This is a genomic window from Porphyromonas canoris (genome assembly GCF_000769115.1).
GTDB lineage: Bacteria > Bacteroidota > Bacteroidia > Bacteroidales > Porphyromonadaceae > Porphyromonas_A > Porphyromonas_A canoris.
Map to the genome: position 1 here is coordinate 879,268 of NZ_JQZV01000013.1, position 25,653 is coordinate 904,920.

The following is a 25,653-nucleotide window of genomic DNA, read 5'->3' on the forward strand; positions in this document are numbered from 1 at the left end:
GATCTTTAGATAGTGTCGTAGAATGCAACAACCTTGTCCACCAGATCGTTTTCTCCTTCAAATCGAGTATATGGTACACTCTCTTGTTTTAGAACCTCTTCTATTTCTGTACCCTTTTGAGCTTCCATCGGTCCTAAAATCATACCATCAAGATTTTCGCTCATGAGCTTCACGAATGAAGAGAAGTTCAATCCCTCCTTTGTGATATGCTTGGACTTGATATTGTCGTACTTCAAGATCTCTTCCGTATCCTTTCCGTAAGGTATTTCAGGGGTATCTTCAAATAGAGAGAGTACCACCTTTGTATCTTTGAAAAGCGGATCGTCATGATACATCTTCTTGAGATACAAGACAGCCATGCCGGCAAACCAGCCTTGGCAATGCACAATATCCGGTACCCATCGGAGCTTCTTTACTGTTTCAAACACTCCTCTCGCAAAAAATATGGCTCTCTCCGTGTTGTTGTCATGCGGAAGTCCTTCCTCATTCAACACCCCTGTTTTTGTATCGAAAAGGTCTTTACTTTCGACAAAGTAGATTTGTATTTTCGCCGATGAGAGTGTTGCAACCTTCACTATCAAAGGATTATCGTGATCATTGATATTCAAGAGCATACCGGAAAGCCTTATCACTTCATGGAGCTGATTGCGGCGTTCGTTTATGCTGCCGTAATTGGGCATAAATGTCCGTATTTCATGCTTTTTCTCTTGGATGCCTTGAGAAAGCTTTAATGAAAGTGTTGCTATTTCGGAGTTTTCAATATATGGAGTAATCTCTTGTGAAACAAAGAGGATCTTTCTCTTTCCCATATTCCTTTACAATCATTGGTTTATAGATTGTACAAAGATAATAGTTTTCAACGTCAAATTCAAATAAAAAGAGACCCACCGAGCGATGCATGCCATCTTTGAACGGCACTGCCATCCTTGAAAAAAAGGAGCTTAGGAGAGTCCCCGGATCGTTTTATGCCGAACACCATACCCGTTTAACGTTGGGGATCTGCCCGGAGATGCGGATGAGTAGAAAAGATGAAGTTGAAAGATGGTGGAATGGAGCTTTGCGTTGTTTTTTTTGAATACTGCCACAAAAAAGAATGAACGTGTATAAAGCTTTGTCCAAACCTGTTTATTATATCAAACCGAGTTTTGAATGCCATAAGTCGGACTTTGATTTTCAGAAATCAAACCTTGATGTTTACCAATCAAGGCTTGGTTTGCAACTCTGAACCTGTTAAACCAAACATATAAATATTTATATTCCGTTTTTTTAGTCGGTTTAGAGCAACAAAAAAGCCTTTACACAGCTTAGAAAAATTCCTTTCTGTGTAAAGGCTTATTGATCGGAGATCGAGTAAGATTACAGCAAAGCTTCCACTTTTTGCTGAAGAACTGCCTTGCTTGCTGCTCCCACGTGACGCTCTACCACTTCTCCGTTCTTGATAAACAGGATAGTAGGAATATTGCGAACGCTGAACTCTGCCGGGGTAGAGCTGTTTTCATCTACGTTCATCTTGCCAATGAGTACTTTGCCTTCGTATTCGGCAGCAAGCTCTTCGATGATTGGGGTTACCATTCTGCACGGTCCGCACCATTCTGCCCAGAAATCTATTACGATAGGCATGCTTTCTGCCACTTTTTGCTTGAAGTTGTCGTCTGTAAAGTTAAAAGCCATTACTGTTAAGTTTTTAAGGGTTCTTAGTATCAAAAAAATCGTTTTCAGTATAAAGATAGGCATTTTACCGGTTTTGTTTCGGAATAAACACTCTATCATCTATCTTCTTAATGTCTTATCTATTTTTGTGCCAAAGTGAATTTAAGCTCTGCCTCTGTCAGGTAGTCTAACAGATCTACCGAAATATTAAGCGGTCTTTCTACCTGCATTTTCAGCCTCACTTCGGCAATGGAGTCTACAAAATGAAAGTAGATATTGGTATCTCCCTCTTCGCATACGGCAAGAAGATCTCCTATTTCAGCTACAATCTCTTCCGTCAGATTGGTTATCGGAATCTCTATTTCAAGGTCGTACTTCAGATTGTCGTGGATGTTGTCCAAAGAAGTGATATTGACGATGTTGACAAAAGGCTTTTTGTTTTCACTTCTATAATGAGGCACATCCACCCGAATCTGGGCATAAATGTACATTCCTTCTACTCCGTAAGATGAAAATTTCGGGAAAGAGTCTCCGAAGAGAGCGATCTCGCCTTCTCCTTCAAAGTCTTGCACTTTGATGAAACCGCAAAGCTGTCCCTTCTTGGTATAGGCTTGTCGGAAACCTGTTACGACTCCTGCCATTGTCATCTCCTTTCCGACGAACTCATCGACGTGGTTCAGATCCAAAATGGAAGAGTTGCAGAAATGCTTGATCGTGATGGCATACTTGTCGAGAGGGGATGCCGAGATGGATATTCCCAAAAGCTCTCTCTCTTTTTTGAGTCTCTCTATGTCGCTCCACTTGGGTGGATGGCTGTTCAGACACGGCTTTGCCATCTCTTGAAAGTCGCTATCCCCAAAGAGAGAGAGCTGCATGCTGTGTTTGTCCTGCTGCACTTTCTGTCCGTATCTGAATAGCTTTAGGAGGAACGTATCTTCGTCCCCAGGGACTTCCGGGACAACAAAATCCTCTCGGCTGTAATTGGAGAAAGAGTCGAAGCCTCCGGAGTAAACAATGGACTCCAAGGCTTTTCTTGTACAAGCGGAAAGGTTCACTCTCTCAAAGAAGTTGTAAATGTCCGTAAAAGGTCCGTTGGCTTCTCTTTCCGAAACTATCGCATGTACGGCAGACTTGGGCATCCCTTTTATTGCCTCCAATCCGTAGCGGATGTTGCCATCTTTGTTTACGGTAAACTTATGGTCGGACTCATTGACATCGGGACAAAGTACCTGAATACCCAGCTTCTGGCATTCGTCTATGTATTTGGTAACCTCGGTGGCGTTGTTTACGTTCCTGCTGAGCACACCTGCCATAAACTCCGGAGGATAGTGAGCTTTCAGGTATGCCGTCTGGTAAGCCAAGTAGGCATAGCAAGTGGAGTGGCTTTTATTGAACGCATACGATGCGAACTTCTCCCAGTCTGCCCAGATCTTCTCCAATGTTTGGTTGGGATACCCTTTAGCCGAACCTCCTGCCATGAACTTGTCTTTGAGTGTCATCATCTTTTCGATGATCTTTTTACCCATAGCTTTACGAAGCTCATCGGACTGTCCGCGAGTAAAGTCGGCAATCTCACGGGACAGAAGCATCACCTGCTCCTGATAGACCGTAATACCATAAGTATTTGCCAAGTAACGCTCCATGCAGGGAAGGTCATAGGATATCTCCTCTTCGCCATGCTTGCGTTTGATGAAAGAGGGAATGTAGTCCATCGGTCCGGGACGATAGAGAGCATTCATCGCGATAAGGTCCTCAAAGCGAGATGGTCGCAACTCTTTCATATACTTTTGCATTCCGGCAGATTCAAACTGAAAGACGGCGGAAGTATTGCCTTTACAGAAGAGCTCAAAAGTCTTTGCATCGTCGAGAGGAATGGCATCAATGTCTATATCTATGCCATGTCTGCTCTTTATGTTCCTTAATCCTTCTTTGATGATAGAGAGTGTTTTGAGACCCAGAAAGTCCATCTTTATCAGCCCGGTCTCTTCTATGATATTCCCTTCGTATTGAGTTACGAGGATCTCTTCATCTATTTCTTTGTCGTAAGACGTCGCAATGGGTACAACATCCGAAATAGGGGACTGACCGATGATAATACCGCAAGCGTGAATACCGGTAGAGCGGACAGTCCCTTCCAATTGGATGGCATAATCTAAAGTCTCTCGTATCTTTTTATCTCCTTTGCCGTAAATTTCTGCAAGTTCCGGAACATGTTTGAGACTTGCCGTAATGTCTATCTTTTTTACGTCCGGAAGTCTTGCCGGAATCAGTTTTGCCAAATGATTACTCTCGGCAATAGAGACATTGGTTACTCTGGCAACATCTTTTATGGCACTCTTCGATGCCATTGTCTGGAATGTTATGATATGGGCAACGTTTTCCACACCATATTTTTCGGTAACCCACTTGATCACTTCAAATCTACCATCATCATCGAAGTCTATATCAATATCGGGAAGTGAGATTCTGTCCGGATTCAGAAACCTTTCAAAAAGAAGGTCATACTTGATGGGGTCTATGTTCGTTATGCCAAGACAATATGCAACCGCAGATCCCGCAGCAGATCCTCTCCCCGGACCAACGGCCACACCCATTGCACGTCCTGCGGCAATGAAGTCCTGAACGATGAGAAAGTATCCCGGATATCCCATGTTCTTGATCGTGTTCAACTCGAACTCAAGACGCTCTTTAAGTTCTTCCGAAAGATTTTCTCCGTATCGCTTTTGAGCACCGACGTAAGTGAGATGACGCAGGTAGTCGTCCGCATCTCTAAAGTTCTCCGGAATAGGGAAGTGGGGCATCAGAGGAGGATTGTCTATGGAGTAGATCTCTACTTTATCCAATATCTCCTGCGTATTGGTAAGCACAAAAGGAATATCCTGAAATATCTCACTCATCTGTGCTTGAGTCTTCAGCCACTCTTGCTTTGTGTATCTTAGGCGATTGGGATCGTCAAGAAGCTTTCCCATGCTTACGCAGATCAGTCTGTCATGGGCTTCTGCATTCTCTTCTCTTGCAAAGTGAACATCATTGGTCGCAATGACTTTAACTCCAACCTTTCTTGCTAAATCCAAAATATGTTTGTTTACACTCTCTTGTCTGAGGAAGGTTGTTCTATCTGCGGTTGGATCGTCCGTTTTGTGTCGTTGAAGTTCAAGATAGTAGTCGTCCCCAAAGATATTTTTGAACCAGCGGATGCTCTCTTCTGCTTCTTGCAGTTTATCTTGAGCGATAAGTCTCGGAATCTCTCCTCCAAGGCAAGCACTGCTGATGATAAGACCTTCATGGTACTTTTCCAGGAGTTCTTTGTCTATTCTGGGGCGGTGGTACTTTCCCTCAGAGTAGGATATCGAAACCATTTTGATAAGGTTGTTATATCCTACTTTGTTTTTTGCAAGGACTATGAGGTGGTAGCCGCTTCGGTCAAACTCATTGTTTTGCTTGGATAGTCTGCCTCTTCTGGCACAGTAACACTCGCAGCCAAATATCGGAACAAACAGCTTTTTCTTTTCTTCTGCTATTTGGGATTCTATATTTGCTACATCTCCTCCATTTGAAATAGCATCATTAAGCTGCTCTTTAAGATTCTTGATATTTTTATTGATGGGAGAGTTGATCTTCTGAACATGGTTATAAAACTCCTTTATTCCAAACATATTTCCATGATCCGTGAGGGCAAGACCTCTTTGTCCATCTTCTCTTGCGGCTTCTACAAGCTGAGGGATAGAGGAAAGTCCGTCCAGGGTTGAGTAGAAAGAGTGAACATGAAGGTGTGTAAATGGATATATGTTATGGCTCATGGTGTTGATGAAGTTTTAATGGATGAGGCTCAGAAAATCGTCTTCGGAGATGATAGGGATATTGAGTTGGTTCGCTTTTTCTAACTTTTGTGGTCCCATATTCTCTCCGGCTATTACTTTGCTCGTTTTAGAGGATATGGAAGAGGCAACTTTCCCTCCATTTTGAGTGATAAGTTCTTTTATCTCATCTCTTGAGTGCGAAGAGAATATTCCGCTGACAACAAAAGTCATTCCATCTAACTTTTTGGAAGTAATAGTTTGCTCCGATGTCGTTTCTACTTCAAGCTTGAGTCCTGCTGCTTTTAATCTGTTTATAAAACTCGTGTGTCTCTCCTCTTGAAAATAGCCTCTAATGGAACCGGCAACAATCTCCCCAATACCTTCTACCTCGCAGAGAGATTCAATGGTCTGAATAGAAATATTGTCAAGAGACTTGAACCTTTGTGCGAGAAGTTTTGCTGTCGTTTCCCCAACTTGAGGAATCCCTAAAGCATACAGCACCCTGTGGTAAGGAGTACTTACAGAGTCTTTTATGCTATCGTATAGCTTGAGAGCACTACGTTCCTTGAAACCTTTGAGTTGGATAAGGTGCATGGGCGTGAGAGTATATAAATCCGATGCATCTTTCACCATGCCTTTACCATACAACTCCTTAATAGTCTCCGGACCAATGTTTATATTGAGAGCTTTTCTTGAGCAGAAGTGTTCTATTGAGTTTATGATTTGCGGAGGACATTCGGTAGAGTTGGGGCAGTAGATTGCTGCAACATCTTCTTTTCGTACCAAAGGAGTGCCACACTCCGGACAGTTGGATGGAAAAACAATAGGGGATGTCGCTCCATCATTCCGAAGATCGGTTCTTACTCCTACAATTTTGGGAATGATCTCGCCTCCTTTCTCTACTGCAACAATATCCCCAAGGCGGAGATCCATACTTTTGATATAGTCTGCGTTGTGCAGGGAAGCACGTCTGACGATTGTACCGGAAAGATGTAATGGATCCATTATCCCGACAGGCGTTACAGTGCCTGTTCTTCCCACTTGAAACTCAACCCCGATAAGCTTAGACTCTTTTCTTTCTGCCGGATATTTATAGGCAATAGCCCACTTCGGAGATTTAGCTGTCAGTCCAAGCTCTTCTTGCAGTCTGATTTCATCTACTTTGATCACGATGCCATCTGTTGCAAATGGCAGATCATCTCGTTTGCTTTCCCAATGTTTGATAAACTCCAGAATCTCATCGGTACTACGACATACTTTTCCATGAGATTCCGTCTTAAAGCCGAGACTATGGAGCAATTTTATTCTTTCTGATATACTCTGGGGAAGAAAAGAAGCATCATCGGCATAGATGTAGTACATATACGCTTCAGGCTTTCTGTGAGCAACGAGCGCCGGGCTATATTGCTTAATCGTTCCGGATACTGCATTTCGAGGATTGGCAAATAGTTCTTCTCCTACTCTTGCTCTCTCCTCATTGATCTCCTTAAATCTTTTCCATGGAAGGATTATTTCTCCTCTTACTTCAATCCTTTCGGGTATTTTATTTCCGCTTCTCAGTTTTAGAGGAATGGAAGAAATGGCTTTAACAGACGAAGTAACATCTTCTCCCTGCTCACCATCCCCTCTGGTCAAAGCCTGTAACAGGCGACCATGTTCATAGATCACAGATATAGATATACCGTCCAGTTTCAACTCGGTATTATATTCAATGGTATCTTCTTTTATTGTCTCCTTGACTCGGTTAGAGAAAGCAACTACATCTTCAAATGAATAGGAGTTGGAAAGAGAAAGCATAGGCCTTGCGTGCTTAACCTTTACTCCTTTTTCGGTTAAATCGCTTCCCACACGCTGAGTAGGGGAAAGAGGATCAAAAAACTCCGGATACTGTTTCTCCAAAGTTTCCAACTCTTTCATCAGAGCATCAAATTCGATATCCGAAATAGTAGGAACTCCAAGAACATAGTAGTTGTAGTTATGGTTATTAAGTTCTTCTCGGAGTTGTTCTATCTTTTCTTTCATGATTAGAGTTCTTTGGAGCCGGGTATCGAGTCTTTTATTTCAGATTCTTTAGGGATGCTGTCTGTGCTTGTATCTGCTGTTGGTATTGTATCGAGACTTCCGTTTTTATCTTCGGAAATATTTAACGTATCCGTCAGGTTCTCTTCCTTGAAGTGGTAAAAACGAATGGAGTCTATAAAAGATCTCAGAGCTTTTCTTTGAAGACTCTTTACTCCATCCCAATGAAACAGACCTATAAGTCTTGTTGCGTTGTTAAATAGAGTCGAGTCATAAGGGATGTCTATTCTATATTGCCCTGAAGGATGATTGTACAATGTATCTATCCGAACACCTTTCCGCTTTTCGGAAAAGATCAACCAAACCACTCTCAGACTATCCGAACGCTCTTCATTCGAGGGGGTGATAACATTAAAGGAAAAGCGCAACCCTTCATTATCTGCTCCTTTAGGAAAACTGTTGAAGAAGAACAGGCGTCTGAATATAGAGTGAGAAGTCGGAACCTCAAACTGTCTGGCATGAGTCCACAGATCATCTATTTTAGGAGCCAATCTGTCCAAAACATGAAGAGAATCCTGTTTGATCACTTTTAATAGAGCCTCTTCTGCTGCAAGCTCATTGGCAATCTTGTCATATATCGGATTAAGAAGATTCACATTCTTGGCGTACCAGACAAGAGACGAATCATATTGAGCCTGTGTAAGGTTGTGCTTGTCAAAAATACTTTGATAGTAAAGAACCTTAACGGAATCTTCTACGGATTCGGATCGTAAAATCTGTTCGGCGATGAATATATCCTTTGAAACTGCATAAAATTCATCGCTGTTGAGAACATATTTGGGTCTTGTCCGGCAACCAAATATGAGAATACTGCATAAGAATACAGAGAGAATGATGGTATTATACCTTCTCCTCAGTAGAGTCTTCATGTTTCTTAGACGATTCTATCAATCTTCCGAAAGACTTATAATACAGTGTGATGAGAAGTATTCCCCCGACGGAGATACAAGCGTCTGCTACATTAAAGATAGGACGGAAAAATATAAGCTCTTCTCCTCCAAAGAATGGAACCCAGCTTGGCCATACTGTCTGGATGATCGGGAAGTAGAACATATCCACCACTTTCCCATTTAGCCAAGGGGCATATCCTCCTTCCGCCGGTAAAAATTGGGCTACCTGTCCGTGACTATGAGAAAAAAGCTGACCATAGAATACGGAATCTATTATGTTCCCAAAAGCTCCGGCAAATATGGCAGAGATTGTAAGTATAAACCCTAAAGAGTAACGAGGCTTCTCTTTATCGTAAGATTTTATAAGTCTTACAATGAGATAAAGGAGTCCCATCGAGGCTACAATCCGAAAGATGGTCAGTATATACTTATTAAAGAAATCCCAGCCAAAAGCCATTCCCGGATTCTCTGTAAAGTGTATATAAAACCACTTGGTTATCTCAATAGAGTCTCCAAGAGCCATATTAGTCTTGACCAGAATTTTTACAACCTGATCCACCACAAGAAGAAGGAGTATTAGTGACCCCACTATGATGCTCCTCTTCTTTTTTTCGCTTCCTATCATTATTATTTATCTCTCGGTTTACTTCACTCCACTATTCTTGGCTTCAATACTTAGTGTTGCATGCGGAACAGCTCTTAGCCGTTCTTTCGGAATAAGCTTTCCTGTTTCCCTACAAATGCCATAAGTTTTATTCTCTATCCTTACCAAAGCTGCCTGAAGGTTCTGAATAAACTTCAATTGTCTTTCAGCAAACATTGCAGACTCCTGCTTAGAGAGGATATTGGCACCTTCTCCCATATTCTTAAATGTGAAAGAGGTGTCCGCAGTGTCATTGCTGTCCGAATTGTCAAGAGAAGAACGGTGCAGCTCATAGTCCTCTATGGCTTTTTCCAGTTTTTGAGTTATGATCTCCTTGAACTCCAAAAGCTCTTCATCCGAATACCTGGTCTTTTCAATTTTTTCACTCATAGCATTTAATGTATAAGAGGTTATTTATATTCCCATCAAGATTGTACCTTTTCTAGAACAAGAGGTACTATTATCTCGTTTATATCTATCGTATCTGCACTGTTCTCATCCAAGTTTGAAGAGAATGCTATATCCAATGCCTGAACCTGTGTACAGATATATTCCATGTGTGTCTGTATGCTTTGTTGGAGATCCTCATCGCATTTGATGGTGATCTTTATCTTGTCCACAACATCAAAGTTCTTTGACTTTCTGAGGTTTTGCACACGATTGATAAACTCTCTTGCCTCTCCTTCTCGGCGCAGTTCTTCTGTTACATTGATATCCAAAGCCAATGTCAAAGTTCCCTCATTGGCAACCAACCAGCCCGGAATATCTTCTGCAAAGATCTCCACATCGGCTCTATCTACCGTTATGTTAGAACCTGCCACTTCAAACGATATGGATCCTGCCTGTTCGAGGTTGTTTATATCCTCTTGTTCCAGAGCGGTAAGATATGCAGCCACCTGCTTCATGTGAGCACCGCACTTGGGGCCCAATGCTTTGAAATTCGGCTTCACACGTTTTACTATAACGCTGTCGGAAGGATCCACAGTCTCGATAGCTTTCACATTGACCTCATTGATCACGATGTGCTCTATCATTTTCAGATTTTTCCTGAACTCTTTATCTATCGTCGGAACAATGATGCGGGTCAGAGGCTGACGCACTTTAAGATTTGCTTTTCTTCTTAGTGCCAACACCATGGAAGAGATATTCTGTGCAAGTTCCATGCGTGCTTCAAGAGCAGTATCTATCTCACGGTTATCGGAGACAGGGAAGTCGGCCAAGTGAACTGATACCGGATCTTCTTCTGATGCCGTGCTCATCTGAAGGTCTCTGTATAGCATATCTGCGTAGAACGGAGCTATTGGAGCCATCAGCTTGGCTACCGTTTCCAGACAGATGTATAAAGATTGGTAAGCACTCAGCTTATCTTCGGTGAGACCACCGCCCCAGAATCTTTTACGACAGAGACGCACGTACCAGTTTGAAAGCTGATTTGTTACAAATTCGGCTATTGCACGCCCTGCCCGTGTAGGTTCGTATTGTTGGAGAGCACTATCCACCTCCTCTATAAGCGTATTAACCTTTGAGAGTATCCATCTGTCTATTTCCGGTCTGTCCTTGTATGGAATTTCGTTTTGCTCGTTGTAGAAGCCATCAAGATTTGCATAGAGGGCAAAGAACGAATAGGTGTTGTAAAGTGTTCCAAAGAACTTTCTTTGAACCTCTTCCAGCCCTTCTATATCAAACTTGAGGTTATCCCACGGAGACGCATTGGTCATCATGTACCAGCGCAACGGGTCCGAACCATATTTGTTGATCGTCTCGAACGGATCCACACCATTACCAAGACGTTTAGACATCTTGTTGCCATTCTTGTCCAATACCAATCCGTTCGAGATCACTGCCTTGAAAGCGACAGAGTCCATCATCATGGTAGACAGCGCATGAAGCGTATAGAACCAACCTCTGGTCTGATCCACACCCTCGGCGATAAAGTCTGCCGGATAGGCTTGATGATTATCTATGAACTCCCTATTCTCAAACGGATAGTGCCATTGTGCAAAAGGCATGGCACCGGAGTCGAACCAAACATCTATCAGATCCGATTCTCTGTGCATCGGTTCGCCATTAGGCGCAACAAGAACAATCTCATCGACAAAAGGTCTGTGAAGATCTATCTTGTCGTAGTTCTCCTTGGAGAAGTCGCCGGGAACAAATCCTTCGAGAGGATTTTTGCTTGTAACTCCAGCTTTGACAGCTTTCTCTATCTCTTCGTAAAGCTCCTGTACGGAACCGATACATATCTCATGCTTGCCATCCTCTGTTCTCCAGATTGGAAGAGGTGTTCCCCAATAGCGGCTTCTGGAAAGATTCCAGTCCTGAAGGTTTTCCAACCACTTTCCGAAACGCCCTGTGCCCGTGCTTGCAGGCTTCCAAAGGATTGTTTCATTCAGCTCTATCATACGCTCTCGTACGGCTGTAGATCGGATGAACCAGCTGTCAAGCGGATAGTAGAGGATTGGTTTGTCTGTTCGCCAACAGTGAGGATAGTTGTGTACATATCGCTCGATCTTGAAGGCGAGCCCTTGTTGCTTAAGCATCATACAGAGCTTAAGGTCCAGAGATTCCTCATCCTTTTTCTGTTCGGAGTCGTCGTATTCTGTTTTTACAAAGTGTCCTGCATACTCGTCATACAGAGATTTGTCCACATAGGAGCTGATAAACTCTTCGGACAGATCTTCATACCTGTAATATTTTCCGGACAGATCTACCATAGGTCTTTGCTTGCCTTCATGGTCTATAAGCAGAAGACCTACGATGTCATTGGCTTGCGCCACTCTGGCATCATCTGCACCGAATGTGGGAGCTATGTGTACGATACCCGTTCCATCCTCTGTTGTAACAAAGTCGCCCGATATTACACGGAATGCATCTCCCATCGGTTTGATCCAAGGGATAAGCTGCTTGTATCTCATGCCCACAAGATCTGCTCCCTTTAGCTGTGCTACCACTTGGTAGGGGATCACTTTATCGCCCTCCTTGTAGGAGTCGAGCTCCAAAGCAGCCCCGTCTTTATGAAAGTATGAACCCACCAGATCCGAAGCCAAAACCACGGTGATGGGTTTGAATGTATAGGGATTGTATGTTCTGATAACGGAGTAATCTATCTTTCCGCCTACGCAAAGAGCCGTATTGGAAGGCAGGGTCCATGGTGTTGTCGTCCAAGCCAAGAAGTAGGCATCTCCCCATCCCCGCATTTCCTGTTTAGGGTCGCATATCTCAAACTGAGCCGTACAAGTGGTGTCTTTAACGTCTCTGTAACACCCCGGCTGGTTAAGCTCATGAGAGCTTAGCCCTGTGCCGGCAGCAGGAGAGTAGGGCTGAATGGTGTAACCCTTATAAAGAAGCCCTTTCTCGTAGAGCTTCTTGAGCATGTACCAAAGGGTCTCTATGTACTTGTTATCGTAGGTGATGTAGGGATGTTGCATATCTACCCAATATCCCATTTGGTCTGTAAGATCTTCCCACTCCTTAGTGTACTTCATCACCTCTTTTCTACAAGCGTGGTTGTACTCCTCTATGGAGATTTTTGTACCGATGTCCGCTTTCGTGATACCGAGATTCTTTTCCACGCCAAGCTCTACCGGAAGACCATGTGTGTCCCATCCCGCCTTACGATCGACACGGAATCCCTTCATGGTTTTATACCTGCAAAATACATCTTTAAGCGTTCTTGCTATGATATGGTGGATACCCGGCATACCATTAGCAGAGGGAGGTCCTTCAAAAAAGACAAAGTCCGGAGCTCCGTTACGAATGTTAAGACTTTTAGCAAAGAGATTTTCAGCCTTCCATTTTTCAAGCATCGTGCGGTTGGTGGAGGCTAAATCCATACCACTATATTCAGTGTATTTTTTATTCATATATCTTGCAGTTCTATATTTTCTACTGAGTTGTTCGAGGGCTTTCTACCCTATATGTTTTATAAGTTGCAAAAATAATATTTTTAAGGGTTACTGCAAAACCCGAAACTATTAAAATTCAAACCCTCTTCCTAACGCTTTAAGAAGCTTCTCTTATCTCGTTTATATCTTGTTCTGAACGTTATAAAAATCTCAAATCAAATCGTGAAGCATGAACATCAAGCTTTGAATATTGGAAACCAAGCCTTGGATCCTGCAAACCAATCTTTGAATATTACAGACCAAGCCTTGAAATTGTTCTCTTAATGGCTTAATCTTTATTTATAAACAGATTAAAGAGAGAAAAGAAACGCATTCATCGAGAAGATTTTGAGGAGAAGGCTTGTAATGAATACACCTTGAACAGTAGGGTATCGCAGATCTAAACGTTTTTCATTAGCTTTGTAGAGTAACACTAAAACAGATTATTTACGATGAAGACATTCTCAAGTCCCGAATTTCCAATAAAGCTCGATATACCTGCTGTTCACTCTTATCTTACAGACCTGACCAAAGTAGAACCTTTGATTGCAAAGTTTGGAGGAGATAATGTTCAGACTCTTTCTGCTTCTGAGGGAGAACTGAAACTGAAAGTGAAAACGCTCGGAGAAGTGGGATTGAAGTTGGTAGATGTTGCTCCGAACTGTATAACCTATCAAGGCGTATCCACTCCCATTCCTCTTCGCCTGAGAATAGAGCTTACGGAAAGAGAGGGCAAAAACTACGGACAGCTGTTGGTAGATGCAGATGTTCCTCCATTCCTGGCCGGAATGGTAAGGGGACGCTTAGAGCCTAATCTGACCAAACTTGGCGAAATTCTTGGAAATACAGATCTCTCCGAGTATCTGAAATAACTGTTTGGTACGGAATATGTCCGAACCAATATCTTCAAAGGCGAATAGGAGTATGGGGCAACCTGCTGAGCTATTCGCTTTTGTTGCGCTTTGTGTACATCCGAATTTATATAGACAATAATGGATCTTCTGACTAAGATATTGCATCAAGCCACGAAACATCGGGTAAAAGTCCTGAACAGCTATGCAAAGACCGGAGAAGCGTTGCAGGACCAACAGCTGCGGTATATTCTGGATAGAAGCAAGAATACTGCTTACCTTGCACCTTTTCGATTAGGGCAACAGTGTTCCTATGAGCAATTTGCGTTGTCTGTCCCGGTGGTAGAGTATGAGGCTTTGGCACCATACATCGAGCGAATGCTAAGGGGCGAGAAGAATGTTCTTTCTCCTTATTCCGTCACTTGGATGGCAAAAAGCAGCGGTACATCCAATGACAGGAGCAAGTATATACCGGTTCCAAAGATTTACTTGAAGCAGAACCACTACAAAGCCGGCTCGGACGTGGTCTGGTCTTATCTGGCAGAAAATCCCGACAGCAGGCTTTTCGCATCCAAAGGTTTCGTGCTTGGCGGAAGTCATGCTCCTACGTACGAGGGAAGCGGGATCCGGACAGGAGATGTCTCTGCCATACTTGTGCAAAATATGCCAAGCATCGGGGAGTGGATCAGAGTTCCTTCAAAAGAGATTTTGTTGATGGGAAACTGGGAGGAAAAGCTGGAAAAGCTCATCCCGGTGATAGCCAAAGCGGATGTGGGAAGCATTTCGGGCGTTCCCTCATGGCTATTGATGGTGATAAAGAGAGTGCTCGACTACACAGGGGCAAAGAGTGTGGCGGAGATTTGGAACAATATCGAGGTGTTTTTTCATGGAGGTATCAGCTTCGACCCATACAGGGCAGAATACGGCTCCATAATGGGAAAGGAGATCTTTTATAGAGAGACTTACAACGCTTCCGAAGGCTTTTTTGCACTTCAAGATGAGAGTCAAGATCCCGGAATGTTGCTTCTTCTGGATCACGCTGTATTCTATGAGTTTTGGCCTCTGGACGCATATAACAGAGGAGACGAAAGGGCTATCGTGCCACTTTCAGGCGTGAAGAGAGGTAGCCCTTATGCTATGATCATCACCACAATAGGAGGTTTGTATCGTTACATCATCGGGGATGTCGTGGAGTTTACATCCATTTATCCTCACAAGATAAAGATAGTGGGGCGGACAAAGTCTTATATCAACGCATTTGGAGAAGAACTGATGGTGCACAATGCGGACAAGGCAATAGAAAGAGCTTGTGCCGAAACAGGAGCTAAAGTGTCTGAATACACCGTTGCACCTATTGTACTGGCAGAGGAGGGAAGAGGTTATCACCGGTGGCTGATAGAGTTTTATACGCAACCCGATTCACCGGAGCAGTTTGCCGATATATTGGATAAAACCCTCAGGGAGATCAATTCGGACTACGACGCCAAGAGGTTCAACGACTACACGTTACTCCCTCTCAAAATGAGTATAGTGCCAAACGGAACGTTTCATAACTGGCTTCACTCAAAAGGGAAGCTGGGAGGACAGCATAAAGTTCCGCGATTATCCAACAATACGGATATTCTCAATGCACTTTTGGAAGTGGTCGAAAAGAGGGCTTCTACTTGATACCTCTCTTGTTAAGCTCTTCTTGGAAAAGTCGTGCATTCTTCAAGTGTGTGGCATAATCGGCGGCAAAGATATGTTTGCCTGAGAAGTCGGAGTCCGCACACATGTATAAGAAGTTGTGGCTTTGGGCGTTCAGAACAGCTTCCATAGCCTCTTGAGATGGAACACAAATAGGGGTAGGCGGCAGACCTTTGTTCTTATAAGTGTTGTAGGGAGAGTCTATCTCCAAATGCTTTTTCAACACACGCACTATGGAATAGTCCTGATGGGCAAAAATGATGGTAGGATCTGCCTGCAACGGCATACCCAGCCGCAACCTGTTCAGATAGAGACCGGCAATGGTGGCTAACTCCGGTTGGTATCTGCTCTCTAAGCTTACAATGGAAGCCAAGATCCTGACCTCGAAAGGTGTAAGACCTAAACTTTCTGCACGATCCAAACGTTCTTTGCTCCAAAACTCTTCGTATCTCTTTACAAGCATCGTAACCACCTCTTTGGGAGAAGTATTCCAAAAGAGCGTATATTCTCCCGGTAAAACGTGGTTTAGTAGTGTTGTGTCTTGTATGTTCAGCGATTGTATCAGCTCTCTATCTCGTAGTGCATCACGATACTCATCCTTTTTGTACATGAGATATTTGGCTAAAGCTCTCTCCGTATCTCCGGTAAGTCTGTCGAGTGGCAGTGTCAGAGAGACTTGGTCTTGCTCTCCTTTGCCGATGCGTTTGGATATAGACTCCAAACTTTCCGAGGGATGTATGGTATATGCGCCCACTGCCGGCGATGGACTATCGGATATGAGGTGTAGATAGGGTAGAAGCGATGGATACTTTACACTGTATAACTCCGTGATGGATTTGCTTACATCATCCCAGCTGCTTTCGGGAAAAACGTATATCCATCCCTTTCCTGCGTTGTACATCCCGAATGTTCCAGGATCTTTAAGTCGCTTAACCACCATGTAGGTAAAGACTCCTGCGCACAAGATGACGGTAAGAGACACTATCCCTAACCACTTTATTATGTTCTTTTTCTTCTTTCTTTCCATTATTTCTGCTATTTACTTACAAAGATAGAAGAAAATGTGCTTTATCTATTGCGTGATAGACTTGGATGTATTATCTTTGCACTCGGAATAAGGAAGTGTGGGTGAGTGGCTGAAACCACCAGTTTGCTAAACTGACGTACGGGTTACCGTACCGGGGGTTCGAATCCCCCCGCTTCCGCAATAAGTACTAATGTTTAGTAACTTGCAGAATTTGTACACGAAATTATGTGTTTAATGCCCCAAAATTAAAGGTTTTGGGGCATTTTTTTGTTTGTATAAAAAATAGAAACGATGGTAAGAAGTTTTTCTGTGATGAAGATTTAATCTATAAGGTAAAGTTTTGCACCATATACAATAAATGATATTAGTAATATCACTGTTCTGCAAAGGCAGAAATGGTAATCAATCTTTACAAGAATTTCACAATACGACTGAAAAAGACTATCTTTGTGTAGTGGTTTTTATTAAAAGTTTTTATCGCAGATTAAAAACAATGACGACTTCTCTATGAACTTAAATAGATAGCACGATAAATAAAAATATTGATTATGAATCCACTAGTAAGCAGCTTACAAAAAGCAGAAAGGGAGATTGTTATCAATTACCCATTAAATGAGGTCAAAGCAGCTATTATGTTGCTCTTTGAAAAATTTCCATCAAAGTATATGCTTCAGGAAAATGACATCAATGAAGTATTCAATACATACCATTTTCCAATTTCCAATAATCTAAATCCTGCAATTGCAGATATTGCACTCACAGAGGAGGGAGATAAGACAAGAATACAAATAACTGTTACAAATGCATATGGCTCGTTATCATCTAATTCCATCCTTGTTGGAATCCTAAGCGATTATTTACTCGTACTTGGAAAGGTTTTGAATAAAGAAAGTCTTGAAGATATAGCTCAGACGGTCAATCGTTCGAGTGTGAATTCAGGCTGTCTGATTCTTTTTCTTGTAGGACTTGGGCTTCTTGTATTGTATGTATTATTGACATAAATAATTAGCAAAACATTTTGCACAATCAAAATACATTTTCAGGACTATTTAGAAGCTTCTAAAACAAGAAAGGAAGTATTTCAGCCCTTTTTATTTTGTTTTTCTTCTTATTGGATTAGTGATGTCAATATGAAATCTAAGAACTTTTATTAAACAAAAAATAAGCCCACATTCGGCTCTACAACTCCGTTTTTTGATCTTATAGATGTAGGACTTCATAGTACCTATACGACCTGCGAGTTTACCCTATATGATCTTGGCTTCCTTGATACTTGTAAAAGTATTATCTTTGTGCAAAGGCTTAAATAGCCTTATTGCTGTATCTGTTTATCCTCCTCCTTTCCGAGGATAGAAGGGGGATTTGTGTATTATTAACCATAAAAAACAAGAAGATGAAGAAAATCTTTATGCTTGCCACAGCTGTGGTTATCTTATGTTCCTGCAACGATCAGTCGCAGTCGACTCAATCAGAAACCTCTAACACAGAGCCAAAGGAACTTATCACCGAGGTGCTAACCAAAGACAAACAGCAGGAACTTACTCCTGATATTGTATTGGCCAGTCTGCGCGAAGGCAATGAGCGTTATATTGCCAACAAACAGTTGCCTCGTGATCTCAATGCTCAGTCTGTTGCCAGTCTGGAGGGGCAATATCCTGAAGCAATCATCCTCTCGTGTATTGATAGTCGTGTACCTGTTGAGTATATTTTTGACAAGGGAGTCGGTGATCTTTTTGTCGGCCGTGTAGCCGGTAATGTGGCTGATGAACACATGCTTGGCAGTATTGAATATGCCTGTGAAGTTTCCGGCTCAAAAGTCGTTCTCGTATTGGGACATCAGGACTGTGGCGCTGTCAAAGCTGCCATTAAAGGTGTTGAGATGGGCAATATCACTTCTTTGATGGAGGAGATCAAGCCTTCTGTGGAAGGTACCGAGTACGCAGGAGAACGTACTTACTCTAATAAGGAGTTTGCTGATGCTGTGGTACGTGAAAATGTACTACAGACTATGGATGAGATTCGCCGAGACAGTCCTATCCTCAAAAAACTTGAAGATGAGGGTAAAATAAAGATCTGCGGAGCGATCTATGAAATGTCCACAGGTCGTGTTCTCTTCCTCTAATTAGGAATTAACGTTATACAGAAAGGCTCCCGAAGTTGGTTGTTATCCAACTTTGGGAGCCTTTTTTTATTTAGATGTTTTTCCTTTGTCTGTATCTCTTAGTGTCTTTTCTTTGCTATCAACATGCTGTATTTTGAAAATTCTATACCTTTATCGGCGGAAAGAGAAGCAAGAGAGCATTTAGTAGGCTTTCAAACCACAATACTTTTTGGATAATGTAAGAATATCACGGATTATAACTTATTATGAAAATGAAAAATAGAATGAAGAGATCTTATTTGCCAACATTGTTGATAGCAATTTCCGCATTGTTCTTAGGTAGCACTTCTTATGCTACTAACCAAAATAACGGAAGACCAACTTTAGCCAAAAGAGGAGAAAGTGTTGAAAAAATAGTGCCGGAGGGTTGGGCTTTTGCTCACGAAAAGGGAGATCTTAATAAGGATGGAATTGAGGATATTATCTTAATAGCACAGCCTAATTACAGAGAAAAAATATCTACTCGTGATGATGGATATGAGTACAACTATAATCCGAATATTCTGGCGATCTATTTCGGTACGGAGTCCGAGGGATATAAAATCTTTAAGATGTGGGATAATGTTATCCCGACAGAGGAAGATGAGTATACTAAATATGAGTCTTATCTTAAAATTACCGACAAAGGAGTATTCGACATCATAGTCAACTTTTTTGCCATTGCTGGTACTTACGGAACATCTAATACCACTTACAAGTTTAGATTTCAGTCGGGAGACTTTTTCTTGATTGGAAAAGAGATCTCCGGTTTTAGCCGCTCATCGGGGGAAAGTTCTGTGGTGAGCTACAACTTTTTAACAGCAAAAAAGTGCACTACTACGGGTAATATGTTTGATGAAAGTGTAAAGAAGAAAGTTGTTTGGACGAAATTAGTAAAGAGACGCCTAAAACCTCTCGGATCATTTTATCTTGAACCTTAGGAAGATTATAGTTGCTGAAAGGTCGAATATATCCCTTGCTTTTCAGGATTGGGTTGGCAGATCGAGCTGATTTTGCTTCATATTGCGCAGAATGTGCCAATATTCATTAGTAAAAAGCTTTGAATCCCTTGTTAATCCAAAATAAATATCTACATTTGCAGAGCAAAAGGGAAATAGACCTTTTGAAGATGGAGGTTGTAGCTCAGTGGTAGAGCACCGGATTGTGGTTCCGGGTGTCGCGGGTTCGAAACCCGTCTTCCTCCCAAAAGTTAAGGCTGTGTTACCATATAGATTTGGTTAACACAGCTTTTCTGCTTTATATCTGATCTATTTACTATCTTTGAAGACAGAAAAACAAATCATTATAGACATTGACCTTAAAGATGAAAATTAAGAATTATAGTCTGGAATATCTGCAACTCTTGGCAGAGAAATTTCCTTCTGCAGTTGAGGCTGCCACAGAGATTATCAATCTTGAAGCCATACTAAGTTTACCTAAAGGCACAGAGCATTTCCTCGCAGATATTCATGGGGAATACGAAGCTTTTGATCATGTACTCAAGAATGCTTCCGGCAGTATAAAGCGGAAAGTAGATGAGCTCTTCGGCGCATACGTCAGGCAAGATGAGAAGAGGGAGTTGTGTACTCTTATCTACTATCCCAAGGAGATGTTGGAGCAGGTTCATCGCAGGGAGGAGAATATAGAAGAGTGGTATCCGGTGATTCTGAACAAGCTTATCCAAGTCTGCAAGAAAGTTTCCGAGAAATACACTCGAAGCAAGGTGAGAAAGTCTCTACCGAAGCAGTACAGTTATATTATACAGGAGCTTTTGCACGAAGATGCCGGCAATGATCACAAGTCCGCTTACTACCACAGCATTTTCAAGTCCATCATCGAAACCGGAAAGGCAGAGGACTTTATCATTGCATTGTGCCAGACGATACAGCGGCTTGTCATAGACCATCTTCACGTGGTTGGGGATATATATGACAGAGGCCCGGGAGCTCATCACGTGATGGATACGCTCTCTAAGTATCACAACTTCGACATTCAGTGGGGTAATCACGATATGCTTTGGATGGGAGCCGCTTGTGGCAATGCTGCATCCATGGCAAACGTTTTAAGAGTCTCTCTCCGCTATGCCAACCTGAATACTTTGGAAGAAGGATATGGAATCAATCTGCTTCCTCTTGCTCGCTTTGCAATGGAGACCTACGCCAATGACGAGTGCAAGGTATTCCGTCCCAAACTTGGCTCTGCGGACAAACTTTACGATGAGAACAGCGCTTACCTCATTGCTCAGATGCACAAGGCAATATCCGTGATTCAGTTCAAGCTGGAGCACGAAATCATTTCCCGACACCCTGAGTATGGAATGGAGGACAGGAATCTGCTGCATAAGATGGATCTGGCAGCCAAGACCATTACTCTGCCGGACGGAAAGAGCTATCCTCTTTTGGACACCAACTTCCCAACGATAGATCCGAAAGATCCTTACAAACTGTCCGACAAAGAGAAAGAGATCGTCGAAAGGCTGCTGATCAACTTCCGACACAGCGAAAAGCTACAGAAACACATCGACATCCTTTACAAGCACGGCAGCATGTATTTGTCATATAACGGCAACCTGCTTTATCATGCCTCCATTCCGATGAACGAAGACAAGACATTCCGAGCTTTGCGCATCGGGAAAACCTCTTATTCCGGAAAAGCATTGTACGACAAGATAGACAGCATTGTGCGAGAAGCAAGGGTGAGCAGCAGTGTTGCGAAGAAGAAAGAGAAACAGATGGCGATAGACTTCATGTGGTATCTCTGGTGCGGTCCGGACTCTCCACTCTTCGACAAGTCGGCAATGACCACACTGGAGCGTTATCTTGTGGAAGACAAAGCCACTCATCACGAGCAGAAAGGTTACTACTTCGTCTATCGGAAAGAAGAAGAGGTGTGTATCAAGATACTCGAAGAGTTCGGACTTTCCGGCCCCGACTCTCATATCATCAACGGACACGTTCCCGTAAAAGCCGTAAAAGGAGAGCAGCCCATACAAGCCGGAGGTCGCATGATGCTCATCGACGGAGGCTTCAGCAAAGCCTACCAGAAGAGCACCGGCATTGCGGGCTACACGCTCATCTTCAACTCTCACGGGTTGCATCTGATACAGCACGAGCCATTCTGCTCCACACAGAGAGCAATAGAGAAGATGGAGGACATTCAAAGCTCTACGGTACTGAAAGCCGCCTCCTCCCATCGCATCTATGTTCGAGACACAGACAACGGCAAAGTGCTCAGAAGCCAGATCGACGCCCTTAAAGCTCTTCTCGAAGCCTACAAGTACGGAAAGATTTAGCTGCAAGAAGCACTTTCCTCACTTGCAAAGCAGCAAAAGAGTATTGGCGATTAGAAATAAAAGCCTTACTTTTGCACTCTCACAACGGTAGTGAGGAACAAAAACACCGGGGCCTCGTAGTTCAACGGATAGAACGGAAGTTTCCTAAACTTCAAATATGGGTTCGATTCCCGTCGGGGCTACTCACCACAACAACGTCGATGCACTGATATATAATATGTATATCGGTGCATTTTTTATTCTCCGTTCCCACACCAACGCCCCATCTTTTCCTCCTGCTTCTCTGCATTTCTCGGTCTTCTGTGCGATAAGAGAGACATTTCCTCAAAAAACTCCCAAGCATAAACTCAAAAATTACCGAGTAAAAACTCTATTCTTATCAAGTAGTTCTATATTTCTCGCCGTGAAACGAATATTTCTCGCCGTGAAACGAATATTTCTCGCCGTGAAACGAATATTTCTCGCCGTGAAATATATAATAGGTGCTTAAGAGTCAAATTTTAGATCAGTAGAAGAATGAAAATTGTTAGGTAAAAACTTGAGAGTTATTGGGCAGGAGAATGTGAGTTGTTGAGGATTCAGATGTGAGTTGTTGAGGATTCGGATGTGAGTTGTTGAGGATTCAGATGAGAGTTGTTGAGGATTCGGATGTGAGTTGTTGAGGATTCAGATGAGAGTTGTTGAGGATTCGGATGTGAGTTGTTGAGGATTCGGATGTGAGCTGTTGGATAGTCGGGTGCAGGTTGTTGAGGAGGAGGTTGGGAGTTACTGAGCAAAAGTTCTATTCTTACTTATAAATATAGAATTGGTCGTTAGGAATAAGATGATTTCAGATGGATTGGTCTTTATTTTTTGATTGAATGTTTTTGGATTTATGTCAAGGAGATTTCGAGTCGGTTCCCTATTGGTTTTTGTGCTTTCAGGCGTTGATTTCATTCTTGACATGAGCAACATTTGCCGGAGGGTGAGGCATAAAAAAGAGAAGAACAGAGGTGATCGCTCTATTCTTCTCCTGTTGTTTTTGCCTGAATGTCTTGAGTTTTTTGCTTAAGGAAGGGCTACTTTGTCGAGAATACCGGTGAGATAAGCCATCGTGATGCCGTAGTTGGTCATCGGGACGTGCTGTTGTTGTGCCCGCTCGGAGCGGTTCATGACCATCTTTCTGGTGAACATACAGGCGCCGCAGTGGATGATCAGGTCGTATGGCGTGAGGTCTTCGGGGAAGTCTTTGCCGGAGACGATCTCGATTTGTAGCGAAGAGGATATGCGTTTGCGCAGCAGGGCGGGTATTTTTACTCGTCCGATGTCTTCCGTGACCGGTGCATGTGTGCACGCTTCGGCGATGAGGACTTTGGAGTGGGGAGTAAGGCTCGCGATGGCTTGGGCGCCTTGTACGAAGCTGTCGATGTCTCCTTTGTATGCTGCAAAGAGTATCGAAAAGGAGGTGAGCAGGCTTGCTGCCGGCTTGATCTCATATACGTTCTTGAAGGCTTGTGAGTCTGTGATGATCAGCTTGGGCGGATGCTGTAGCGCATCGAGGGCTTGCTTCATGGTGTCGGGTGTGCAGCAGATGGGAAGACAGCCCTTGTCGAGGAGCTCTCGTATGGTCTGCACTTGTGGGAGGATGAGTCTGCCTTTCGGTGCCTGGGCGTCTTGAGGCATTACGAGCAATACTGTGTCGCCTTCCGAAACAAGTGATCCGGTGATGGTTTCGGCAGATTGTGTCCGGGTGTTTGTGCTGCGGAGCGTCTCCAGCAGTGTATCCATGCCGAAGCCGGTGTGCGCACTTACGATGATGGGGGAGAGCCCGGTTTTCTCTTTGAGTGTTGTGCGTAATGCGTCCGGACAAGCGTGTATGTCCGCTTTGTTGAAGACCGGAATGACCGGGATATTCTTCTCCTGAAGCTGTGTTATCCATTCTAACTCGGGAGAAAGCTCTTCGGATGAGAGCACGACAATGGCGATGTCTGCGCTTTGCAGCGTCCGGCGCGTGCGATCTATGCGGAGCTTGCCGAGAGACTCGTTTGTGTCATCGAATCCGGCGGTGTCTATCAGTACGCATGCTCCCAGACCCGGGAGCTCCATCGCCTTACTGACGGGATCTGTTGTTGTGCCCGGAGTGTCGGAAACAAGAGAGACCGTCTGCCCCGTGAGTGCATTGATGAGGGAAGACTTGCCACTATTGGTGCAGCCGTAAAGTACGATGTGGAGGCGTTCGGATCGAGGTGTCTGTTCCATGAGTCTGTGTGCGGAGTGGACGAATACAGGGGTCAGAATCGGAAGTCTCTCTTTCCTTTCTCAATGTCCGAAAGATTGCGAGTGGCTTTGTCTCGTATCTTGAGGTTCGGAATCATCTTAAGACTGTTCAGAATGAGCTTTTCTCCTTTCTTCTTGGTCTCATTCGAAGCGTAGTCTTCAAGGTACTCTTTCAGGGTGATGATGGCGTTGGGACCGCAGCAGTTGGCTATCTGTCCGCTCTTGACAAGAGCCATGAAACGGTCGCCCGTTCGTCCCTCTCTGTAACAAGCCGTGCAGAAGCTCGGTATATATCCAAGGTCTATGAGCCAGGCGGCTATCTCGTCGAGCGTGCGAGTGTCGCTAAGGTCAAACTGTGCCGTATCGTGTGCTTTCTCTTTCTCCTCTGTGTAGCCTCCGACCGTAGTGCGAGAACCTCCGCTGAGCTGTGAGATGCCCACTTCGAGTACACTCTCGCGAGACTTTTGAGACTCTCGCGTGGAGATGATCATGCCGGTGTACGGAACAGCAATACGTATGATCGCCACAATGCGACGGAAGATGTCATCCGAGATAGAGTTGGGAAAGTCTGCCGTGTCAATATCATCCGCCGGACATATTCTCGGTACGCTTATGGTATGAGGGCCTACACCGAAAGTGGCTTCCAAGTGTTCTGCGTGCATCAATAGTCCGGTGAAGTCATACTTATATGTATTGAGTCCGAAAAGAACGCCAATACCGACATCGTCTATGCCTCCTTCCATCGCTCTGTCCATGGCTTCGGTGTGATAGACATAGTCGCTCTTCGGTCCTGTCGGATGTAGTGTTTCGTAAGTTTCTCTATGATAAGTCTCCTGGAAAAGGATGTATGTCCCTATTCCTGCTTTGTGCAGCTTCTTGTAGTTTTCTACGGTTGTCGCTGCAATATTGACGTTCACACGCCGTATCGCACCATTTTTGTGCTTGATGCCATATATTGTAGAGATGGACTCCAAAAGATATTCCATGCTGTTGAGAGTAGGGTGTTCTCCCATTTCGAGAGCAAGTCTTTTGTGGCCCATATCCTGCAAAGCAATCACTTCTTTGACTATCTCTTCTTGCGTGAGCTTGCGTCTGTGGATGGTCTTGTTCTTTGCGTGATAAGGACAGTAGGTACACCCATTGATGCAGTAATTGGATAGGTACAGAGGAGCAAACATTACAATCCGGTTGCCATACAACTTCTGCTTGATCTCTTTTGCAATGTCAAACATTCGTTGCTGTATTTCCGGATCTTCGCACTCAAGGAGGATAGCTGCTTCTCTGTGATCTATGCCTTTCCCTTCTGCTGCTTTTACAAGGATCTCTTCAATAATCGTTTTGTTGTCTTTATTTGCTTCGGCAAAAGCGAGAGTATCCAAAATCTCTTCGTGAGAAATAAACTCTTCGGCTTTTCTTGATGTTTTGTTATATGCCATTTTACATATAAGGTTTCAA

17 protein-coding genes and 3 tRNA genes are annotated in these 25,653 nt (G+C 43.4%); 9 read left to right on the forward strand and 11 right to left on the reverse strand.

Annotated elements, in window-relative coordinates; genetic code table 11:
* Positions 1 to 5 precede the first annotated feature (5 nt).
* The 8 genes from HQ43_RS08740 to ileS form a co-directional block, all read right to left on the reverse strand.
* Positions 6 to 809, reverse strand: coding sequence for a glycogen/starch synthase (locus tag HQ43_RS08740; protein WP_036792333.1), 804 nt, complete (start codon positions 807 to 809; stop codon positions 6 to 8).
* 547 nt (positions 810 to 1,356) lie between these two features.
* Positions 1,357 to 1,671, reverse strand: a complete 315-nt coding sequence (trxA, locus tag HQ43_RS08745; protein WP_036792335.1) for a thioredoxin — start codon at positions 1,669 to 1,671, stop codon at positions 1,357 to 1,359.
* Between the two features lie 119 nt (positions 1,672 to 1,790).
* Positions 1,791 to 5,450 carry a DNA polymerase III subunit alpha gene (gene dnaE, locus HQ43_RS08750; RefSeq protein ID WP_081964588.1) on the reverse strand — a complete coding sequence of 1,220 codons (3,660 nt, stop codon included), beginning with the start codon at positions 5,448 to 5,450 and terminating at the stop codon, positions 1,791 to 1,793.
* Between the two features lie 15 nt (positions 5,451 to 5,465).
* Entirely contained in the window at positions 5,466 to 7,472 is a 2,007-nt protein-coding gene (gene ligA / locus HQ43_RS08755; protein ID WP_036792338.1) for an NAD-dependent DNA ligase LigA, read from the reverse strand.
* A gap of 2 nt (positions 7,473 to 7,474) precedes the next feature.
* A complete protein-coding gene (locus HQ43_RS08760) occupies positions 7,475 to 8,398 on the reverse strand; it encodes a DUF4296 domain-containing protein (protein WP_036792341.1) in 924 nt (307 codons plus the stop codon).
* Positions 8,370 to 9,044: a lipoprotein signal peptidase gene (locus HQ43_RS08765; RefSeq protein WP_036792343.1), complete on the reverse strand. Its 675-nt coding sequence runs from the start codon at positions 9,042 to 9,044 to the stop codon at positions 8,370 to 8,372. The genes HQ43_RS08760 and HQ43_RS08765 overlap by 29 nt, the downstream gene beginning before the upstream one ends.
* Positions 9,045 to 9,062: 18 nt before the next feature.
* A complete protein-coding gene (locus HQ43_RS08770; RefSeq protein WP_036792346.1) occupies positions 9,063 to 9,452 on the reverse strand; it encodes a TraR/DksA family transcriptional regulator in 390 nt (129 codons plus the stop codon).
* 35 nt (positions 9,453 to 9,487) lie between these two features.
* The gene (gene ileS / locus HQ43_RS08775) at positions 9,488 to 12,925 is read right to left on the reverse strand and encodes an isoleucine--tRNA ligase (protein ID WP_036792353.1); all 3,438 of its coding nucleotides are present in this window, start codon (positions 12,923 to 12,925) and stop codon (positions 9,488 to 9,490) included.
* Positions 12,926 to 13,398: 473 nt separating this feature from the next.
* On the opposite strand from ileS, the gene HQ43_RS08780 reads away from it, so the two are divergent.
* Positions 13,399 to 13,818, forward strand: a complete 420-nt coding sequence (locus HQ43_RS08780; RefSeq protein ID WP_036792360.1) for a hypothetical protein — start codon at positions 13,399 to 13,401, stop codon at positions 13,816 to 13,818.
* Positions 13,819 to 13,938: 120 nt separating this feature from the next.
* Positions 13,939 to 15,465 carry a GH3 auxin-responsive promoter family protein gene (locus tag HQ43_RS08785; protein ID WP_036792363.1) on the forward strand — a complete coding sequence of 509 codons (1,527 nt, stop codon included), beginning with the start codon at positions 13,939 to 13,941 and terminating at the stop codon, positions 15,463 to 15,465.
* Here the strand turns inward: HQ43_RS08785 and mltG are convergent.
* Complete coding sequence (gene mltG / locus HQ43_RS08790; RefSeq protein WP_036792365.1) at positions 15,458 to 16,510, reverse strand: endolytic transglycosylase MltG; 1,053 nt, start codon at positions 16,508 to 16,510, stop codon at positions 15,458 to 15,460. The two genes, HQ43_RS08785 and mltG, sit on opposite strands and share 8 nt — an antisense overlap.
* A 91-nt stretch (positions 16,511 to 16,601) precedes the next feature.
* Between mltG and HQ43_RS08795 the strand changes: the two genes are divergently transcribed.
* The 7 genes from HQ43_RS08795 to HQ43_RS08825 all read left to right on the forward strand — a co-directional run bounded on the left by HQ43_RS08795 (position 16,602) and on the right by HQ43_RS08825 (position 22,124).
* Positions 16,602 to 16,688: transfer RNA gene (locus HQ43_RS08795), tRNA-Ser, on the forward strand.
* Between the two features lie 370 nt (positions 16,689 to 17,058).
* Positions 17,059 to 17,511 carry a hypothetical protein gene (locus tag HQ43_RS08800; RefSeq protein ID WP_036792368.1) on the forward strand — a complete coding sequence of 151 codons (453 nt, stop codon included), beginning with the start codon at positions 17,059 to 17,061 and terminating at the stop codon, positions 17,509 to 17,511.
* 392 nt (positions 17,512 to 17,903) lie between these two features.
* Positions 17,904 to 18,632 (forward strand): carbonic anhydrase family protein, encoded by a 729-nt coding sequence (locus tag HQ43_RS08805; protein ID WP_036792373.1) that lies wholly within the window; start codon positions 17,904 to 17,906, stop codon positions 18,630 to 18,632.
* A gap of 263 nt (positions 18,633 to 18,895) precedes the next feature.
* On the forward strand, positions 18,896 to 19,591 hold the full coding sequence (locus HQ43_RS08810; RefSeq protein ID WP_036792375.1) for a hypothetical protein: 696 nt from the start codon (positions 18,896 to 18,898) through the stop codon (positions 19,589 to 19,591).
* 190 nt (positions 19,592 to 19,781) lie between these two features.
* A tRNA-His gene (locus HQ43_RS08815) sits at positions 19,782 to 19,855 on the forward strand.
* A gap of 119 nt (positions 19,856 to 19,974) precedes the next feature.
* A complete protein-coding gene (locus tag HQ43_RS08820; RefSeq protein WP_036792377.1) occupies positions 19,975 to 21,942 on the forward strand; it encodes a fructose-bisphosphatase class III in 1,968 nt (655 codons plus the stop codon).
* A gap of 110 nt (positions 21,943 to 22,052) precedes the next feature.
* Positions 22,053 to 22,124: transfer RNA gene (locus HQ43_RS08825), tRNA-Arg, on the forward strand.
* A gap of 865 nt (positions 22,125 to 22,989) precedes the next feature.
* Here HQ43_RS08825 and hydF read toward each other — a convergent pair.
* Entirely contained in the window at positions 22,990 to 24,180 is a 1,191-nt protein-coding gene (gene hydF, locus HQ43_RS08835) for a [FeFe] hydrogenase H-cluster maturation GTPase HydF (protein WP_036792381.1), read from the reverse strand.
* Between the two features lie 32 nt (positions 24,181 to 24,212).
* Positions 24,213 to 25,634, reverse strand: a complete 1,422-nt coding sequence (gene hydG, locus HQ43_RS08840; RefSeq protein WP_036792384.1) for a [FeFe] hydrogenase H-cluster radical SAM maturase HydG — start codon at positions 25,632 to 25,634, stop codon at positions 24,213 to 24,215.
* Between the last annotated feature and the right edge of the window lie 19 nt (positions 25,635 to 25,653).

Bases quoted from the DNA above. Each gene is read 5' to 3' on its own strand.
- HQ43_RS08740 (WP_036792333.1), bottom strand. From the start codon at position 809: ATGGGAAAGAGAAAGATCCTCTTTGTTTCACAAGAGATTACTCCATAT.
- trxA (WP_036792335.1), bottom strand. From the start codon at position 1,671: ATGGCTTTTAACTTTACAGACGACAACTTCAAGCAAAAAGTGGCAGAA.
- dnaE (WP_081964588.1), bottom strand. From the start codon at position 5,450: ATGAGCCATAACATATATCCATTTACACACCTTCATGTTCACTCTTTC.
- ligA (WP_036792338.1), bottom strand. From the start codon at position 7,472: ATGAAAGAAAAGATAGAACAACTCCGAGAAGAACTTAATAACCATAAC.
- HQ43_RS08760 (WP_036792341.1), bottom strand. From the start codon at position 8,398: ATGAAGACTCTACTGAGGAGAAGGTATAATACCATCATTCTCTCTGTA.
- HQ43_RS08765 (WP_036792343.1), bottom strand. From the start codon at position 9,044: ATGATAGGAAGCGAAAAAAAGAAGAGGAGCATCATAGTGGGGTCACTA.
- HQ43_RS08770 (WP_036792346.1), bottom strand. From the start codon at position 9,452: ATGAGTGAAAAAATTGAAAAGACCAGGTATTCGGATGAAGAGCTTTTG.
- ileS (WP_036792353.1), bottom strand. From the start codon at position 12,925: ATGAATAAAAAATACACTGAATATAGTGGTATGGATTTAGCCTCCACC.
- HQ43_RS08780 (WP_036792360.1), top strand. From the start codon at position 13,399: ATGAAGACATTCTCAAGTCCCGAATTTCCAATAAAGCTCGATATACCT.
- HQ43_RS08785 (WP_036792363.1), top strand. From the start codon at position 13,939: ATGGATCTTCTGACTAAGATATTGCATCAAGCCACGAAACATCGGGTA.
- mltG (WP_036792365.1), bottom strand. From the start codon at position 16,510: ATGGAAAGAAAGAAGAAAAAGAACATAATAAAGTGGTTAGGGATAGTG.
- HQ43_RS08800 (WP_036792368.1), top strand. From the start codon at position 17,059: ATGAATCCACTAGTAAGCAGCTTACAAAAAGCAGAAAGGGAGATTGTT.
- HQ43_RS08805 (WP_036792373.1), top strand. From the start codon at position 17,904: ATGAAGAAAATCTTTATGCTTGCCACAGCTGTGGTTATCTTATGTTCC.
- HQ43_RS08810 (WP_036792375.1), top strand. From the start codon at position 18,896: ATGAAGAGATCTTATTTGCCAACATTGTTGATAGCAATTTCCGCATTG.
- HQ43_RS08820 (WP_036792377.1), top strand. From the start codon at position 19,975: ATGAAAATTAAGAATTATAGTCTGGAATATCTGCAACTCTTGGCAGAG.
- hydF (WP_036792381.1), bottom strand. From the start codon at position 24,180: ATGGAACAGACACCTCGATCCGAACGCCTCCACATCGTACTTTACGGC.
- hydG (WP_036792384.1), bottom strand. From the start codon at position 25,634: ATGGCATATAACAAAACATCAAGAAAAGCCGAAGAGTTTATTTCTCAC.